The sequence below is a fragment of the Adhaeribacter pallidiroseus genome (assembly GCF_003340495.1).
GTDB classification, from domain to species: domain Bacteria; phylum Bacteroidota; class Bacteroidia; order Cytophagales; family Hymenobacteraceae; genus Adhaeribacter; species Adhaeribacter pallidiroseus.
The window spans coordinates 3,262,429-3,279,302 of the sequence record NZ_QASA01000001.1 but is presented as its reverse complement, the minus strand read 5'-3'; the positions used below and the strand labels follow the sequence as shown (position 1 = coordinate 3,279,302).

The following is a 16,874-nucleotide window of genomic DNA, read 5'->3' as shown; positions in this document are numbered from 1 at the left end:
TTCTTCCTGAAGAAAATCCCTACATTCGGGGATTGTAGTTTTAATTTTATTTGGTGCCCTTTGCTCCCGGTTTGCAACGCAATTTCTTTAATTCCCAGAGCTGCTTCTGTTAGTAAACATATGTTCTAGTCAATCTAATAATTCTTTCTTGTTATGAGTTCTCCTGTACCCCCTCGCGTTTGAAAATTTACCTGGCTTTTGCGGCTATTTACCTTATCTGGGGATCTACCTTCCTCGGCATCCGGTTTACCATTGAAACCATGCCGCCTTTGTTTATGTCGGGATTCCGGTTTTTACTGGCGGGTTTAATTTTATTTTTGTATGCCCGCCTCCAAGGTGTCGCTCGGCCCACTGCCCGGCAATTTAAAAGCAGCGCAATTATCGGGGTTTTGCTGGTATTAATTGGTAATGGGGGAGTAGCCTGGGCCGAACAAGCGGTGCCCTCGAGTATGGCGGCTTTGTTAATTGCTACGGTGCCCTTATGGATTACTTTGCTAGGGTATTTATTTTTCGGGAAACCCAAACCGGATATTAGAACTGTTTTGGGCTTAATTTTAGGTTTAGCGGGTGTTCTGGTGTTAATCGGGCCCGATAACTTATTAGGGCAGGGCAACATGGATGTATTAAGTATGTTGATCATTGTGGTGGGTACCGTATCCTGGGCTTTTGGTTCATTGTACGCGGCCCGGGGTAAAAACGTGGCAGCTCCTATTATGTCTTCGGCAGTGCAAATGCTTACGGGGGGCGTATTGCAGGTAATCGTTGGTTTTTTAATAGGCGAGTACACCGATTTAAACTTTGCGGCTTTTTCCACGAAATCCATTCTGGCGTTTTGCTACCTGGTGGTGTTTGGTTCGTTAATCGGTTTTTCGTCATACAGCTGGCTTATTCGGGTAGCCCCACCGAGCCGCGTGGCTACTTATGCTTTTGTAAACCCGTTAGTAGCCGTATTGCTGGGTTGGTTTTTTGCGAACGAACCGGTAACCATGCAAATGTTATTTGCTGGTTTGCTTATTTTACCAGCGGTTATTTTAATTCTTCAGGCTAACGCTAAAAAGGAGCGAGTTACTTCTGGTTCGGTAATACCAACTCCGGCTCTGCAAAAAAAGTAGATTTAAAAACTCAGAACGAAATTTTAAAAAGTACCCCGGCTTTCATAATGATATTGATAATCAAAGTCATGCCGGCCAGAAATAAACCCATCCCGATTAGATAATCCATGCGGGGTAAACGGGATTCCATTTTTTTTGAAGATTGGCCGAGCGTGGCACCCAATGCAAAACCCAGCATGAGCGGTAAGCTTTTATCCCAGATAACGTGCCCTAACCAGTAATGCGTGGTAAACCCGGTAATGCTGGTAATCAGTAAAATAAACAACGAGGTAGAAGTCGCAATTTTAACCGGCATCCGGAAGATTTTGATCATGGCAGGTGTTTGCAGAAATCCGCCCCCAATGCCAAACAAGCCCGCAATGGTGCCGGTTAAAAAGCCAAAAAATACCACTAAACTGCCGTTTAAGCGATAAGCCAAATGCTTCTGGTGATTTTTCCGGATAAAAGAAGTAGGCAAGTGGCTTAATTGGTACATCATGCCGGTATGGCGTAATGATTTAGGCGGATTTTGAGGAGTGCCTAGTAAATAAAATCCCACTACAATTACAAAAAAGGCAAAGGTAAACTGCAATTCTAAAACCGGCAGAAAAGTAACCAGAAATGCCCCCAGCACCGTACCGCCCATGGCCGGAAACTGAATAAGCGAAGCTACCAGGTAATCAATATTTTTTTCGCGGTAGTTAAAAAAAGACGCAATTAAAGCCGCCGGTACCATCGCCGACATGGAGCTACCAATGGCTTGCTCAATCGGGTATCCAAAAAAAATAATTAAAAGCGGAACCATAAACACCCCGCCGCCAAAGCCAACCAGCGTACCAAAAGCACTTACCAATAAACCTGCGAAAACCAAGAGCAACGGTGTAATTAGAAAATCCATTGGCGCAACTATTTACCGGGGTTGATCAGCTACGTTGAACGCACGCTAGACCGGTGAAAAATGAAAAGGTAAAATTTTATATATCCTTGTTAGATTCAGAATTTACAAAATTATTGCCAATAACCCTAAACTTGAATTTGCTGAGAGATTAAAAAGTAATTAGCTGTAAGGTCCGGGTGCTTACTGTGGGATCACCACCGGGGTAAATGTAAAATTATTGCCGTCGAACAAGCCTTGATCGCTTAATTTTAGTTCCGGAATAACCAATAGGGCCATAAACGATAAAGTCATAAATGGCGACTTCAAGGTACTGCCCATGGCTTTGCTCATGGCATCCAGATCAGAGTAAGCCAGCGCCACTTCGTACCCGTTATCCGCGGACATAATACCGGCTACCGGCAACGGAAGTAATTTTATATCACCGCCGTTTACCGCCACAATACCGCCTTGCACCTCAATTAATAAGTTTACGGCTTTGCAAATACTTACGTCGTCGGTACCCACTACTATAATATTATGCGAGTCGTGCGCCACCGAAGAAGCAATAGCGCCGCTTTTTAAATTAAAATTTTTAATAAAACCAATGGCGGGTGGCTCGTTGTGGTAGCGGTTTACCACCGCAATTTTTAAAATATCGTTGGCTACGTCGGCAATGGCATTGTTCTCTTGGGTCAGCAAAGCCGGAGCCGTAATGCGTTTGGTTATTAACTGTCCATCGTGGGCTTCTATTACGTTTAGCAAACCCGGACCAGGCATGGTAAAATGAAAATCGGTGGGCGATTTTGCGTGCGTATTAAAATTGTTGGGGGAGACGCTGGCGCGGTACTCCAGTAAGGTAACGCCACGTTCGGCTACTTGTTGGCCCGCTATAAACGTTTCCAGAACTTTAAAATCCGGGGCAAGCGTATCCAGAATAATGAAATCGGCCGGATCATTTTCGCGCAGTAAGCCTACTTCCAGACCATAGTGGCGAACCGGGTTCACGCAAGCCGCCTGTAGTACATCAAATACATCGATACCGCGGGTTAAAGCTCTTTTTACTAACTGGTTAATATGTCCTTCAACCAAATCATTCGGGTGTTTGTCGTCGGAGCAGAACATGATCTCGCCGGGGAACTCGGGCAATAAGTCTATCAAGGCTTCAAAGTTTTTGGCGGCGCTGCCTTCCCGGATCAAAATTTTCATGCCGGCAGCTAGTTTATCGCGGGCTTCTTCGGCGGTAAAACATTCGTGGTCGGTGCTGATGCCGGCAGCCGCATATTGTCGGGCTTGTTCGGCCCGCAGCCCGGGCGCGTGTCCGTCAATTGGTCGACCAAATTTTTGAGCCAGGGTAATTTTTTGCATTACCAGCGGGTCCTGGTTTAACACGCCGGGCCAGTTCATCATTTCGGCCAGGTATTTAACTTCCGGGCGCTGAAATAAATCTTCAATATCTTCGGGGGTAACTTCGGCTCCTGCCGTTTCAAAGATAGTGGCGGGTACGCAGGAGGGAGCGCCAAAGTAAAATTTAAACGGTACCTTCTGCCCGTTTTCAATCATGTATTCCACCCCGGCTAGGCCCAGTACATTCGCAATTTCGTGCGGGTCTGACACCGTAGCTACCGTACCGTGCGGCACCGCCAGGCGGGCAAACTCGCTGGGTACCAGCATGGAGCTTTCGATGTGCACGTGCGCATCAATAAAACCGGGTAAAATGTACTGCTGACTTGCGACGGGTTCCGGGGTAACGTGGGCGATTTTGCCGTTAATTACCACAATAGTGCCGCTGAAAATCTGTTTATGAATGACGTCTACAATTTGGCCGCTGACTTTAAACTCCCGGTATGACATAGTTAAGCTGGTTCCGATTAATTTACGTATACTACGAATCGTAAGTACAATTAACGTTATATTTGCACGAAATTTTTGCAGCTTTGAGAAAGATAATTTTAAGTTTCGCGATTCTGGGATGTTTGCTGGCCGGTACCCAAACGGCTTGTACGCGCCAAACGCCTCAACAGAAAAAAACCAAAGCCTTTAAACGCAGTCATAAGCCTGGTAAATCGCTTCCTTGTCCGAAGAAAGATTGTTAGGCACGCAACCAGGTTCTTATGAAAAAAATTGTTATTGCCATCGACGGGCATTCTTCCTGCGGAAAAAGTACCACGGCCAAGTTAGTAGCCAAAGAAATGGGATACGCCTACATTGATACGGGGGCCATGTACCGGGCCGTAACTTTGTATTTTCTGCAGAACTACGTTGATTTTACAAATCCCAAAAAAATTCAACAAGCCCTTGATCACATTCACATTACGTTTGAACGCAACCCCAAAACCCAGCGCAACGAAGTTTTTTTAAATGGTTTAAACGTAGAAGACGAAATCCGGAAAATGTACATCTCGGATAAGGTAAGTGAGGTGAGTGTTATTCCGGAGGTACGCCATGCTCTGGTGCACCAACAGCAAAAAATGGGCAAGCGCCGGGGCGTAGTAATGGATGGCCGCGACATTGGTACGGCCGTATTTCCGGATGCCGAAGTAAAAATTTTTATGACGGCCGACGTAGAAACCCGGGCCAAACGCCGCCAACAGGAACTACTCGAAAAAAACGAATTGGTACCTTTAAATACAATCGTGGAAAATTTAAAAAAACGCGACCTGATTGATTCTACCCGCAAGGAAAGCCCTTTAATCCAGGCACCAGACGCAGCTTTGCTCGACACCTCGTACATCACCATCGACGAACAGGTAGATTTTGTATTGCGCAAAGTAGCCGAAAGATTATGCAGCCAGGAGTTTTCGGTGCCAAAAGAGTAAACCCCTTGATTAAATAAGCAATTTTTAAATTTTTGTAAAGAAGTCTTCTAAAAAGCAAAATTTTTTAAAATTTCGGTAGATTTACAAGTAATTTAACCATACCGCACCAATACTTATTGGAATTAATATGGATTAATTGTTGTATGCTGAGGAATGTAACAAAATACCCGCAATTTTGGCAGAACAACTATTTAACACAAGCACAATGACTATAGCCATCGATAAAAATTCAGGATATTGCTTTGGAGTAGAATTCGCCATACAAATGGCCGAGGACGAAATGGAAGAATCAGCTGAATTGTATTGTTTGGGCGATATCGTGCATAACAGCATGGAAGTGCAGCGGCTTTACGCCAAAGGTTTGCGCATTATTGATCGGGAACAGTTAAAAGAATTGCAGGATAGCAAAGTTTTAATCCGGGCCCACGGCGAGCCGCCCGAAACCTACAAAATTGCTTTAGAAAACAACCTGGAATTAATTGATGCTTCTTGCCCGGTAGTTTTAAAATTGCAAAACCGGGTAAAACACGCTTTTGATAGTACTAAAAGTTACAACGGCCAAATTGTAATCTACGGCCAGCACGGCCACGCGGAGGTAATTGGTATTGCCGGGCAAACGCAAAACGAAGCCATTGTAGTAACCTCCGAGGCTGATTTAAACAAGATTGATTTTACCCGCCCGGTAACTTTGTTTAGCCAGACTACCAAAAGCACCAAAGGATTTTACCACATTAAAGCCAGTATTGAACAGCAAATTGCGCAAGCCGGGGGCAGCCTCGAAAACTTCGACGCCAACGATAGCATTTGCCGGCAAGTATCAAACCGCGAACCGCAGTTAACTAAATTTGCCGCCGAGCACGACGTTATTATTTTCGTGAGTGGTAAAAAAGCTCCAACGGCAAGGCTCTTTACGCGGTGTGCCAGGCGAATAATGCCCGAAGCTATTTCGTGGAAAATGCCGATGAACTAAACATAAGTTGGTTTGAAGGCGTAAACTCGGTGGGTATTTGCGGGGCTACTTCCACTCCTATGTGGCTCATGCAGCAGGTAGCCGAAAAAATTAAAAATCTAAGGTAAACCGAACCGCGTTTTGAGATAGTTTCCTGGCTGGTACGTTTATTGGTAAAACCTTTTGCTTTACCTTCCCGAACCGCTAATTCGATGAAACGCTTACTTCGTTACTTCCTCAATGGGTTTCTCATTCTGGCGCCCATTAGCATTACTATTTATATTATTCTGGCTTTTGTTACCTGGCTGGATCATTTCTTTGACCTGGGAATTCCGGGTTTAGGGATTGCGGTAATGCTGGTGCTGGTTACGCTGGTAGGTTTTATCAGCTCTTCTTTCTTAGTACGGCCTTTTCTGGTTATCTCCGAGCGCTTACTTACCCGCGTACCTCTCGTGAGTATTATCTATTCTTCCATTAAAGATTTATTTAATGCCTTTGTGGGCGATAACCAAAAGTTTAACAAGCCGGTGCTGGTAAAGATGAACAGCCTGCCCGAAACGTTCCGGATGGGCTTTGTAACCCACGATAACCTGACCAGCATAAATCAAGAAGATAAAGTAGCGGTTTACTTTCCGGATTCGTATAATTTTTCGGGCGAATTATGGTTTGTGCACCGCGATAATCTAACGTATTTAGAACTTCCCAGCTCCGAGGTGATGAAGTTTATTGTTTCCGGTGGGGTAGCCAAACTGTGAAGTAGTCCATGGTCGATGGTCCACAGACCACGGATCCGAGTAATGGTAAAATACAAAACTCAAAATTCATAACTCATAACTCATATCCCGTGTTTGTTCAGGAAGGTCGGTCGCGTTTGCATTATAAGGTTTATGGTAGCGGCGAGCAAGTAGTGCTGGCTTTTCATGGGTATGGGCAAGATCATACGCATTTTTACAACATTGCCGGCGTTTTACCGCACGTTAAAATAGTGGCTTTCGATTTATTTTTTCACGGGCAAAGTGTGCTGCACAAAAAAGACACGCCTTTGCAAAAAGAGTTTTTGGCTAAGCTCATTCAAAAATTATTAGATGAACAACAAATCAGCCGTTTTTCCTTAATGGCCTTTAGCATGGGCGGCAAATTTGCGCTTACCCTGCTGGAAGCTTTTCCGGAAAAAATAAACCAGGTTTTGTTAGTGGCTCCGGATGGCATTAGTACGAGTTTTTGGTACAGTGTGGCCACTTATCCGGGCTGGTTGCAGGGTTTGTTTAAACGCACGGTGGTGCGGCCCGCCCGTTTTTTTAAATTTATTAATTGGCTGGATAATAAAAGGCTCGTAGATCCGGGCCTAATTAAGTTTGCCGCCTGGCAAATGAATAGTACCCAAAAGCGCCTGCGGGTTTACAAAAGCTGGGTTGGTTTCCGGGCGCTTACTTTTGACATCCGGAAAATTGTAAAACTCCTGAATAGCCAAAATATAAAGTTTACCTTGTTTTTAGGCGAGTACGATCAGGTAATTTCGGGCCAGCGGTTGCAGGTTTTTGCCCGTTCTATTACCAACAGCGAGCTTATTATTTTAAAAACCGGCCATACCTTTCTGCTGCACGAAGTAGCAACCTATTTACGCCGCCATCCGGGTATGTTTTCGTAAAAAATCACGGCTTTGTGCTGAATTTGGTTAATAGTTATCAGGAATGTTTTTCGGTAGAACTTGATTTAAAAAAAACGGGGTAATACTCAAACTCAGCAACCCCGCCGAAATTACCGTGACCACTACGTTCCCGTACTGCTTAAACTCCAGGCCAAATAAAAACCGCATGCCGATAAACAGGCAAATGAAAAAAGTTACTGTTAGCCAATAGCTTACCTGATGCGGGTTTTTTAAAGTTTTATGAACCGGAAGTTTGTTGATAGTTAATCCGATTAGCAGGAGACCAAGCAGGGAACTGCCGTGTTGTAATAACTTATATACCGGAATGCTGATTTGATTTACCGTAATTGGGTTAGATAAAAAGGTAATTTGCTTTACCATAAAACCATGCGGGTGAGTAAAGCTATCCCACCCGATATGCGATAATATTCCTGCTAAACTTGATAGCAGTACCACCAGGAAATGTTCTTGAAAATAAGTAACCCAGTTGAAATTTTTAAATTTGAATAACTTGCCCTTTAAATACAAAGGTAAATTCTCGAGCAAAGTCTTTTTTATTAACAAATGATAAACCATTGCTATACCTAAAGCAAGGGGTAAATCTAACCAGAAAATTCCCGGAAGAGTATGGCTGTATTGGCTTAAAACCTGCCATCGCAGAAAATACTCGAAATCCGGAGCCAGGCTCCCGGCAACTAATCCGGTTAATGATACCCATTGTGGGGGTAAATAAACACCCGGCAACACAATAGCGGGGTGTGCGAAAGTAAATGGCATTTACAAGAAATATCGGTGGCCTAATCCATTAAATTTAAGAAGTTGCGGGTACAACTTATAAAGGACTCTGAACTAAGTGATTGTAAAAAGAGCTATTAACCGCTGGAGTAATACGGTACAACTTGTACAAGACCCTGAACTAAGTGCCGGCTGGGTAAGGCAAAATAAAGTAAATTTTAGTTGCCGGCTTGCCATTCCAGGCGTTGAAACAAAAAATACCGGCCGTTAATTTTTAAAGCTTCGAACTGTAAAGGCAGCACTTGGTCGGCGCGGGTAGTAAGTATGGCCGTTACCGGAATTAAGACTTTATTTTTAGGACTGGCTTTTCCTTCCCGCACATCGCCCAAGGTAAGTTCCGTTAAGTTTAAAGTTTTATCAATTCCTTCCTGAATAACGGTGTTAAAAGCTTCCCGAAGGGTAGCCGTTACTTCCTCGGCCGTTAAATCTTGCAGCACGGCTTGTAAATCCTCCGACGATTTTTTCTTTAAGTTACTCAGTTCCGTATCGGTGGGTACGTACAAGGGTAACTGTTCAAAGTCGTTGCTTTGGACAGCCGTAAAAACCACGTTGGCCAGTTCGGCCACGGTAGCAGTCCCCCGGGCGGCGGATTGGTTCGTTAATAATTCTACGGGTTTAGAGCCTGCGGGCAATACAGGTACTAATAAGGCGATAAATAAAATATATTTTTTCATAAGGCTTGGTTGGTAGCAGTCTCAATACCAGTTTATACGGCTGAATACGCCACAAATGTTAGCAAGGCCGTTTAAATATTTTTACGTTAAAAAGCGCCTGGTAACTACTTTTACGTACTAGAAGCGGTAAACGGGGTAAAAAAATCAAGTTTGATCAGAACAAGGCGCCAGGTAATTGTTTAACCAGCACGAGTATGCCAGTAAAAAAGAAGAAAAAAATAATTGGCCGGCGGGAGCTGATTGATTTTCCGGCTCTGGGCTTATTTGACATAGAAGCCAAAATAGATACCGGTGCCTATACTTCGGCCATTCATTGTACAGCTATTCGGGAAGTTACTTTGCCGGACGGCCGGCCCGTTATTCGTTTTAACTTGTTAGATCCATCGCACCCCTTGTACCACCAGAAAATTTTTGAATTCGACCAGTTTACTCAACGCGATATTAAAAGTTCTTTTGGCGACGTGCAGGAACGCTACGTTATCCGGACCCAAATCCAATTATTTAATAAAATAATAGAAGCGGATTTTTCGCTATCTGACCGCAGCGATATGAAATACCCGGTTTTAATTGGCCGGGCCGCCATCCGGAAAAATTTTATGGTGGATGTGGCTCATAAAAATCTATCCGCAAAAGCAAAACTTAGAAAGCAGCAAAATAAAAAAATATGAAAATAGCCATTTTATCCCGCAACGCCAAGCTCTATTCTACCAAACGGTTAGTAGAGGCCGGGCAGCAGCGGGGGCACGAAGTAGTAGTACTGGACCATTTAAAATGCGATTTAGTGATTGAAGCCGGGCAACCGGCCATTATCTACAGAGGCGTTAAGTTAACCGATGTGGATGCCATTATTCCGCGAATTGGGGCCTCGGTTACGTTTTACGGTACAGCAGTAGTCCGGCAGTTTGAAATGATGAAAGTAAAAAGCGCCGTAAATTCTCAGGCCATAGTGCGGTCGCGGGATAAGCTGCGCTGCATGCAAATATTATCGCGCGAAGGTTTAGGTATGCCCAAAACAGCCTTTACCAATTACTCCAAAGACGTTACCCAGTTGATTGCCCAGGTGGGCGGCGCCCCGTTGGTAATTAAATTACTGGAAGGAACCCAAGGTTTAGGCGTGGTGCTGGCCGAAACTGATAAAGCCGCCGAGTCGGTGATTGAAGCCTTTCATAACTTAAAAGCCCGCATTATTGTCCAGGAATTTATTTCGGAATCGAAAGGCGCCGATATCCGGGCGTTTGTAGTTAACGGCGAAGTAGTTGGCGCTATGAAACGCCAGGGCAAAGAAGGGGAGTTCCGGTCGAACCTGCACCGGGGTGGTACCGGGCAATTAATTAAACTTAGTCGGGCCGAAAAGGCCGCTGCTTTGCAAGCCGCTAAAGTGCTGGATTTAGCCATTGCGGGGGTAGATATGCTGCAATCCGAAAGAGGCCCCTTGATTCTCGAAGTAAATTCCTCACCGGGCCTGGAAGGAATCGAAAAAACCACTAAAACCGATATTGCCAGTAAAATAATAGAATATACCGCGAACTTGGTGGAGCAGAAAAAAGAAAAGCGGGCTTCCAAGATAATTAAAGAATAATGCCCAAAGAAATCGCGATAAACGGCCAGGTTATTTTACCGGGTCAGAATGTACAAACCCGGCTTTTAGTTTCCCGTTTACCTAGCGGTACTATCATTGACATTCCGGTTTATGTGTACCGGGCCCTGGAAGACGGTCCGGTATTATTGTTAATGGCGGGTATGCACGGCGACGAAGTAAACGGCATCGAAACCATCCGGCGCATGATCCGGGGGAAAATGTTGTATCCGCAACGCGGAACCATTATTGCCATTCCGATTTTAAATATTTACGGTTTTTTAAATTTTTCGCGCGAAGTACCCGATGGCAAAGACGTAAACCGGAGTTTCCCGGGTAGTAAAACGGGTTCTCTGGCCAGCCGGGTGGCTCACCGCTTTACCCAGGAAATTCTGCCGTACATCGATTACGGTATTGATTTTCATACGGGCGGGGCCAGCCGCACCAACTATCCGCAAATCCGGTGTTTAACAGAATATCCCGAAAACCAGCGGCTGGCAGAGGCGTTTGGGGCGCCTTTTATCTTAAATGCTGCTTTACGGGCTAAATCTTTGCGGAAGGAAGCTTTTCAGCGGGGTAAGTACATTATCGTGTACGAATCGGGCGAGTCGCTGCGCTTAGATGAAACCGGTATTAAAATGGCCATTAAGGGTACCCTGCGAGTAATGGAGAAACTTAACCTGCAAGCCAATACCATGAGCAAATTGCCCGTAAAACCCATTGTTTGTCAAAAATCCAACTGGATCCGGGCCAAGGTTTCCGGCATATTTCGCACGCGGGTTAGCATAGGCCAATTTCTAAAAAAAGACGAAGTGTATGGCAGCCTGGCCGATCCTTACGGCGATATGGAATTACGCTTGAAAAGTCCGTATACCGGCTACATCATCGGATTAAATAACATGACTGTTGTGAACCAGGGAGATGCTTTGCTCCACGTAGGTATTCCGGTGATGGAGGAAACCCAATAATTTAAAATCAGCTTCCACTAATTAAGAAATTTTTAAAATTTCAAAGTGTATGAGTATGTACCGGCGTGCTCTGAATAGTAAGTGGAGCCGCCGCAGGTGGGGCAGCATCGGTGAGGTTTACCAGCAAAATTACTTGTGTACCTTTTCCTTTTTCAGATTTCACTTCCAGCGTGGTTTTTAACTCGGCGGCTCTTTCGTGCATGTTGGTTAAACCATAGTGATCTGCCAGATTTACTCCGGATGGTTCAAAGCCAATGCCGTTATCTTGTAAAAGTAATTGTAAATATTTATCCGCCACGGTGCTCACGTAAACCGTAACAAAAGTAGCGCGGCTGTGCTTGAGAATATTCGTGAGGGCTTCCTGGGCAATTCGGAAAATATTCAGCGTTTGTACCGAGGTAAGTAAAATAGTCTCATTGGCCGAAGATTTAAACTGGTACGTTAGTGGTCCGTTGGGCGGTACCATTTGCCACAGTAATTTTTGCAGTTTAGCGTTTAACTCCCCAACCGCTACATTCTCTTTCCGGATGGCCCAGATTGTTTCGCGGAGCTGCGTAATAGTTTGCCGCGTAAAATCGCGTAATTGTTCCATTTGATTTAGTTGCTCCGGCGCTTGGGCAAAATGGGGAGAATCGTCGAGCCGGTTCACAATGTAAGTTAGGTGAGAACCAACGTTGTCATGTAAATCCCGGGCAATGCGCTCGCGTTCCAATTGAATTTTATGCTCCGTTTCGAGCTGACGAATCTTTGCTTTTAATTTTTGCTGCAGAAAGTACCAGCTAATTAAAAATACCGTGCCCAAAACACCTACAATAGCAACAGCAATAAACCACCAGGTTTGCCAAAATGGAGGCGCAACAGTAAAAGAAAAGCGGATGGGTTTACTCCAATGGCTGTTTCGCTTTTTCGCTTTTACTTCAAACACGTACTTGCCGGGAGCTAAAGACGAAAACTCTACGGTATTATTGGCGGTAGTAATCCAGCTGCTGTTAACGCCGTGTAAACGATACTCGTAATTTACGTTTTCGGGATCTTGGTAGGTGATAGCAATAAAATTAAAAATAAAGCGGTTTTGCCGATGATTCAGTTTACTACCAGTTATTCCGGTAACATCTTTTTTGCCCGCTATTACCTGCGTTATATATACCGGTGGAGGCGTGGTAAGCATCTGCTGGTTACGATCTTTTAAAATACTTAAGCCCTTAGATGTAGCAATGTACACGCCTTGGGCATCGGCGTAAATATCATTAATGCCGTTAGATAATAAGCCATCGGTACTGTAATAGTTCCGGGTTTCGGCGATAGCCCCATTTTTAAAAACTATTTTGCTTAAACCGGTAGTTGTAGCTACCCAAACGGTACTACCCCGCACAAATATTTTTTTGCAAATATCTTCGGCTAAGCCATTTTTTTTGGTGATATGATGCGTAATCCGATCTTTATTAAAAACAATTAATCCATAACCATAAGTAGCCAGTACGAGGCTGCCGTCCGGCATTTCCGAAATATCGGTAATCCGGCGGGATAATAAAGAATGATTAATGCCGTAGTTTATAATTGTACCGGGGTTAATATACTTTTGCAAACCGTTTAAATTAGCAAACCATAAAGTGCCGGCATGATCGTAAAAATGCGTATACGTGCGGTTTCTAGTAACGCCGGCAATGGGTGCTACCCAATATGGGTTTTTAGGATCAATTGTTTTCCTGAAAGCTTCAATGCCAGCGGCATGTACAAAAGTCATTTTCCCGGAAGGAGCCTGGGCAATAGATTTTACTGCGTAGGGGCGCGCATCATTATGGTAAAGCATGTTATGCACCCGATATTTCCCTTTTTTGCGAGGTACTAACTTAGCCGCCCCCATGTCGGTGGCACCCCAAATAACATTTTTGTTATCCACAAATAAATCTAGAACCCGGTTGTAAGGAGCTTTTCTAAAATTTATGTTATACTTTTTTATGCCCGTAGGAGTAATTTGATTAATGAGGCCGTTGCCTAAACCTAACCAGATGTGATTTTTACGATCTTTTGTAATGGAAAAGATATTATTGGAGGTTAGTCCTTCTTTTTGGGTATACGAAAAAGAGCTAAATTCCAAGTGATTGCCGGGTAACATATAAACTCCTTCTTCCGCCGATGTAAACCACAAGTTGTTTTCTTTGTCCTGGTCTATCCAAGTAATGATTTTACCGGACAAAAAATGCTGGTAGGGCTCCGGGTTAGTTCTGAAATTTTTAATCTGGTATACTCCATCCCCTAAACTGTTGAGCCACAGCGACTGGTTTTTATCTACGAAAATAGTGTTGAGCTGCGTAAGGGTTGGTAATTGATTGGCGGGGATGAGCAGGCGTTGTACCGTATCCTGCATCTCAACTAAACCGGCCTTTGATAAAAAAAGCAGATAATTAGGTTTGTTGCTGTAATAAGTTTTTAGGCCTTGAATTTTAAATTTAAAAAAACGCGGTTTTATCTCGTAATTAGAACGGAAAGTGTAAAAGTTTTTGGCGCTAACGATTAATAACTCGCCGCTTTTATCTTCATAAAAAAAGGTGCCTTTTCCAATTTCAGGAATTCTCTTTTGATTACCCAAATCAAACTTTTGCACTTGGTTAGTAGGCGAAATTTTTAAAATTTGATTATAATACCCGCTAAACCAAAGGTTGCCGGACTGGTCTTCGTAGAACGAATTTAAAGTAGCCAGGGCGCCGGCTTTTTTTAGAACCGGGTTATTATCTTCGTTAAAAATTTTTCCGTTGTAATAATAAGATAAGCGGCCGTTAAAAGTTAAAAACCAAATTCTGCCTTTCGAGTCTTCCTGAATTTTCAACACTTCATTATCCGAAAGCCCATCGCTCACGGTAAGCTTCAAATAATTTTTGCCATCAAATCGAATAACGCCGTATTCGGTGCCAAACCAGATAAATCCTTTTGAATCGGGCAGCACATGATAAATGGTAGCATTGCTGGAGCCTTCTTCGTTTAAGTAATTGCGATAGACGTGCTGCGCCCAGGCCTGGAAATTAAAAAAACAAATGATTACGATACCTATAAATCGAGTGAAAGCTAGCATGCGCGGGTAAAAGTTTTACCAAGGGAGTGGGAGTTTAATTTTTTATACCAGTATAATCTTACACCTAGATTTAAATAATGAAAAGCATGATTATAAATTAGTTAGTTTAAAATAACAGTAGCAACAAGACTTTGGTAATAAATAAAGCATTTAAACTTCGGTGACTTACTGGCACTTTCGGATAATTATTATTTATAAGATGGTTGCGTTCGCCGGCCGGTAGTGCTTTTACCCGAAATAGAAAGCTTTTTCATGTTTTCTCAGCAGGCCGGATAAACATAAACAGCTAGGCTTATCCGGCCTTGCTAATTAGATACCAGTTATCAAGAGATTGTTACCCCTAATCAATAAATTTTTAAAAAATAGGGCAAACGGATGCAAATGCCCAAGGAAGAATATTTTATTGAGTGAACTTGTTAACCAACCATTTAATAGAGAAGATAGCAGAAATGCAGTGCATACGTATAATTCTAAAAAAAGCAATAAGAAATTTTGCATTTTCCCGTCTTAGCAAATATGCTGGCTCATCTCCGTTACAAGCGGCGGGTGCCTTAGCTTAATAGCTTATGTGCTGTGGCAATAAAGTTGGCGTACGCAATTACCCATACGTTCCGGTTTTGATTTTTAAATATTTTTAATTTAATACTATTTTAAAGAGGTTTACTTACTAAACCACTTATGATCGGTGGCCAATTTAGCCGCGGCCCATTTGGTATTAACATGCAGTTTCTGATAAATATTTTTGATGTGTGTTTGTACGGTATAGGTGCTAATGAATAATTTTTCGGAGATGGTTTGGGAACTGTTACCGGTAGTAAGCAACTCCAGAATCTCTATTTCCCGCTTTGATAAATTATCCGGAAGCGGCTCGGGCAGGGTAGTTCCAGTTGGTATCGGGTTAGGGCTTTGCGCTCGTAACAGGTTTAAGGCTTTCTTAGCAATTACCGGCGACATGTAAGCTTCGCCGGTTTTGGTGCCCAAAATAGCTTGCACAATAACCGAAGCGGGTTCTTCTTTTAATAAATAGCCACTGGCCCCGGCTTGTATCGCCCTAAAAATAGTATCATCGTCGTCGGAAACGGTAAGCATAATAAATTCGATACCCGGAAATTTAACTTTGGCTTGGTAAGTAGTTTCTATTCCATCTAACGAGCGCATCTGAATGTCCATTAAGACTACTTCGGGCAAATTATCCGGCGTTACTTTTTGAATTTCCTCTAAAAACTGCAAGCCACTGCTAAACGATTGCACCTCTAAATCGGGGTAAGACTGTAAGCGCAGTTCTAAGTTTTTGCGCAACAATAGATTATCATCCACTATAGCAATTTTAACCATAAGAGCTGCTTCTGAACGGGTAATTTTTAAAAATTTTTAATTTTTTAGGTAATAAAACAACAAGTATAGGCAGTGAGTAGCTTAGATTTAGCCGGCTCAACGGCTTTTTCAAGGCAAAGCAGAAATACAAAAAAGATTAATCATTATCAGGAGAACAAATGCCCGATTTCACGAATTGGATGATCTCAAAGAAAACTCCTACCAGCTATTTTTGTAACACAAATTATACCATTATTGGATTTAGAGGTTATTTGTGCGGTACTTAACCTTTATGCTTAGGCTTATATGTTTGGAGATAAGCGTTCTTTTCGGTGCGGCGGGCAATCAGTCGGAAGAAAGAAATAAGTTCGTTGGTATCGGCAGCCAGAGCGCGGGCGAATGGGTCTTTAAACTTTTTATCTTTAAAATCCCCGATGTATTCCTGGCGAATTAGATTAGCGGCCGGTAAGATTTCGGCGGTTTTTATTTCTACTAAACCCGTTTTCTCCCAGAGCTGCTGCCACCAAGCAATAGCATGAATAAAGTACCAGTAGTTTTGAAAGTCTTTCCGGAGAAAAGCAGGTACTTCCTGCAATGTGGTAATTTCGCGGGTAAAGCAAACATCCGCAATGGCTAAATAACCGCCTGGTTTAATAAACTTGCAAATATAGGGCAGGTATTTTTCATCGGTACCAAAGTAGGTATACGAATCCACTACCATAACGGCGTCAAAGTATTCTTCCGGAAAAGCCAGCTCACGGGCGTTGCCTTGCAGCGGAAAAACCTTTTCTGTTTGGCCTGCTTCCTGCACCCGTGCCAGGTTTTCGGTAGGAGAGATTGCTTCGTCTACGGCCCATACTTGTACACCATATTCCTTAGCCAGGAAGATAGAACTAATAGCTTTGCCGCAGCCTAAATCCAAAACGCGCATGCCGGGTTGTAACGCTATTAAAGAAGTAAGGCTTTCTAAATTAAATAAAACGTTTTCACCCATTGAATGCTCCCGTACCCACTGAAGGTCGTAGCGGGCCGAACGAGGAAAAGTAGCGGATAGTTTTTTCTGAGCCGATGCGGACATACCAATAACAGTTTCTTG

At 43.4% G+C, this 16,874-nt stretch carries 14 protein-coding genes and 1 pseudogene; 8 read left to right on the top strand and 7 right to left on the bottom strand.

The window, feature by feature from the left end:
* Positions 1-179: 179 nt before the first annotated feature.
* Positions 180-1,112 carry an EamA family transporter gene (locus tag AHMF7616_RS13005; protein WP_115373278.1) on the top strand — a complete coding sequence of 311 codons (933 nt, stop codon included), beginning with the start codon at positions 180-182 and terminating at the stop codon, positions 1,110-1,112.
* 10 nt (positions 1,113-1,122) lie between these two features.
* Here the strand turns inward: AHMF7616_RS13005 and AHMF7616_RS13000 are convergent, their stop codons facing one another.
* Complete coding sequence (locus tag AHMF7616_RS13000) at positions 1,123-1,989, bottom strand: sulfite exporter TauE/SafE family protein (protein WP_115373277.1); 867 nt, start codon at positions 1,987-1,989, stop codon at positions 1,123-1,125.
* A 180-nt stretch (positions 1,990-2,169) separates the two neighbouring features.
* On the bottom strand, positions 2,170-3,819 hold the full coding sequence (ade, locus tag AHMF7616_RS12995) for an adenine deaminase (RefSeq protein ID WP_115373276.1): 1,650 nt from the start codon (positions 3,817-3,819) through the stop codon (positions 2,170-2,172).
* A gap of 260 nt (positions 3,820-4,079) precedes the next feature.
* Between ade and cmk the strand changes: the two genes are divergently transcribed.
* The 4 genes and pseudogenes from cmk (at position 4,080) to AHMF7616_RS12975 (ending at position 7,381) form a co-directional block, all read left to right on the top strand.
* On the top strand, positions 4,080-4,784 hold the full coding sequence (gene cmk / locus AHMF7616_RS12990) for a (d)CMP kinase (RefSeq protein WP_115373275.1): 705 nt from the start codon (positions 4,080-4,082) through the stop codon (positions 4,782-4,784).
* A gap of 205 nt (positions 4,785-4,989) precedes the next feature.
* A pseudogene (locus AHMF7616_RS12985) lies at positions 4,990-5,861 on the top strand (4-hydroxy-3-methylbut-2-enyl diphosphate reductase).
* A gap of 84 nt (positions 5,862-5,945) precedes the next feature.
* Positions 5,946-6,488: a DUF502 domain-containing protein gene (locus tag AHMF7616_RS12980; RefSeq protein ID WP_115375599.1), complete on the top strand. Its 543-nt coding sequence runs from the start codon at positions 5,946-5,948 to the stop codon at positions 6,486-6,488.
* Between the two features lie 89 nt (positions 6,489-6,577).
* Positions 6,578-7,381: an alpha/beta fold hydrolase gene (locus AHMF7616_RS12975; protein WP_233507523.1), complete on the top strand. Its 804-nt coding sequence runs from the start codon at positions 6,578-6,580 to the stop codon at positions 7,379-7,381.
* A gap of 27 nt (positions 7,382-7,408) precedes the next feature.
* On the opposite strand, the gene AHMF7616_RS12970 is transcribed toward AHMF7616_RS12975, so the two are convergent.
* Both AHMF7616_RS12970 and AHMF7616_RS12965 read right to left on the bottom strand, forming a co-directional pair.
* On the bottom strand, positions 7,409-8,158 hold the full coding sequence (locus AHMF7616_RS12970) for a DUF4184 family protein (RefSeq protein ID WP_115373273.1): 750 nt from the start codon (positions 8,156-8,158) through the stop codon (positions 7,409-7,411).
* A gap of 176 nt (positions 8,159-8,334) precedes the next feature.
* Positions 8,335-8,850 (bottom strand): hypothetical protein, encoded by a 516-nt coding sequence (locus AHMF7616_RS12965; RefSeq protein ID WP_115373272.1) that lies wholly within the window; start codon positions 8,848-8,850, stop codon positions 8,335-8,337.
* Positions 8,851-9,044: 194 nt separating this feature from the next.
* Between AHMF7616_RS12965 and AHMF7616_RS12960 the strand changes: the two genes are divergently transcribed.
* The 3 genes from AHMF7616_RS12960 to AHMF7616_RS12950 are packed head-to-tail and all read left to right on the top strand — an operon-like array spanning position 9,045 to position 11,394.
* Positions 9,045-9,518, top strand: a complete 474-nt coding sequence (locus AHMF7616_RS12960; RefSeq protein WP_115373271.1) for an ATP-dependent zinc protease family protein — start codon at positions 9,045-9,047, stop codon at positions 9,516-9,518.
* Entirely contained in the window at positions 9,515-10,429 is a 915-nt protein-coding gene (gene rimK / locus AHMF7616_RS12955) for a 30S ribosomal protein S6--L-glutamate ligase (RefSeq protein ID WP_115373270.1), read from the top strand. The genes AHMF7616_RS12960 and rimK overlap by 4 nt, the downstream gene beginning before the upstream one ends.
* A complete protein-coding gene (locus AHMF7616_RS12950) occupies positions 10,429-11,394 on the top strand; it encodes a succinylglutamate desuccinylase/aspartoacylase family protein (protein ID WP_115373269.1) in 966 nt (321 codons plus the stop codon). The genes rimK and AHMF7616_RS12950 overlap by 1 nt, the downstream gene beginning before the upstream one ends.
* A 40-nt stretch (positions 11,395-11,434) precedes the next feature.
* Here AHMF7616_RS12950 and AHMF7616_RS12945 read toward each other — a convergent pair whose 3' ends face one another.
* The 3 genes from AHMF7616_RS12945 to AHMF7616_RS12935 all read right to left on the bottom strand — a co-directional run bounded on the left by AHMF7616_RS12945 (position 11,435) and on the right by AHMF7616_RS12935 (position 16,856).
* Complete coding sequence (locus AHMF7616_RS12945; RefSeq protein WP_115373268.1) at positions 11,435-14,464, bottom strand: ligand-binding sensor domain-containing protein; 3,030 nt, start codon at positions 14,462-14,464, stop codon at positions 11,435-11,437.
* Between the two features lie 660 nt (positions 14,465-15,124).
* Positions 15,125-15,799 carry a response regulator transcription factor gene (locus AHMF7616_RS12940; RefSeq protein WP_115373267.1) on the bottom strand — a complete coding sequence of 225 codons (675 nt, stop codon included), beginning with the start codon at positions 15,797-15,799 and terminating at the stop codon, positions 15,125-15,127.
* Positions 15,800-16,061: 262 nt separating this feature from the next.
* Entirely contained in the window at positions 16,062-16,856 is a 795-nt protein-coding gene (locus tag AHMF7616_RS12935; protein WP_115373266.1) for an SAM-dependent methyltransferase, read from the bottom strand.
* Positions 16,857-16,874 lie beyond the last annotated feature (18 nt).